1 rRNA gene (running past one end of the window) is annotated in these 930 nt (G+C 48.1%); it reads right to left on the reverse strand.

From position 1 onward, the window contains the following. A 23S ribosomal RNA gene (locus tag GQR38_RS19885) occupies window positions 1-930 on the reverse strand (its annotated part extends 340 nt beyond the left edge of the window); the annotation flags it as partial.

Below are 930 nucleotides of genomic sequence, written 5' to 3' on the forward strand. Positions count from 1 at the left end.
TCCGCGCAGGCCGACTCGACTAGTGAGCTATTACGCTTTCTTTAAATGATGGCTGCTTCTAAGCCAACATCCTAGCTGTCTAAGCCTTCCCACATCGTTTCCCACTTAACATATACTTTGGGACCTTAGCTGGCGGTCTGGGTTGTTTCCCTTTCCACGACGGACGTTAGCACCCGCCGTGTGTCTCCCATGATTGCACTTGTTGGTATTCGGAGTTTGCAAAGGGTTGGTAAGTCGGGATGACCCCCTAGCCTTAACAGTGCTCTACCCCCAACAGTGATACATGAGGCGCTACCTAAATAGCTTTCGAGGAGAACCAGCTATCTCTTGGTTTGATTGGCCTTTCACCCCCAGCCACAAGTCATCCCCTAATTTTTCAACATTAGTGGGTTCGGTCCTCCAGTTGATGTTACTCAACCTTCAACCTGCTCATGGCTAGATCACCAAGTTTCGGGTCTAATCCCAGCAACTATTCGCCCAGTTAAGACTCGGTTTCCCTACGGCTCCCCTAAATGGTTAACCTTGCTACTGAAATTAAGTCGTTGACCCATTATACAAAAGGTACGCAGTCACGGAACTAAGTCCGCTCCTACTGCTTGTACGTACACGGTTTCAGGTTCTATTTCACTCCCCTCACAGGGGTTCTTTTCGCCTTTCCCTCACGGTACTGGTTCACTATCGGTCAATTAGGAGTATTTAGCCTTGGAGGATGGTCCCCCCATATTCAAACAGGATTTCTCGTGTCCCGTCTTACTCGTTTTCACTGTAAAGAAGTTTTTGTGTACGGGACTATCACCCTGTACCGTGGCACTTTCCAGAGCCTTCCACTAACTTTTAAACAGCTTAAGGGCTGTTCCAATTTCGCTCGCCGCTACTATCGGAATCTCGGTTGATTTCTTTTCCTAAGGGTACTTAGATGTTTCAGTTCCC

Source organism: Pseudoalteromonas sp. c7(2019) (genome assembly GCF_011378625.1).
Taxonomy (GTDB): Bacteria; Pseudomonadota; Gammaproteobacteria; order Enterobacterales; family Alteromonadaceae; genus Pseudoalteromonas; species Pseudoalteromonas arctica.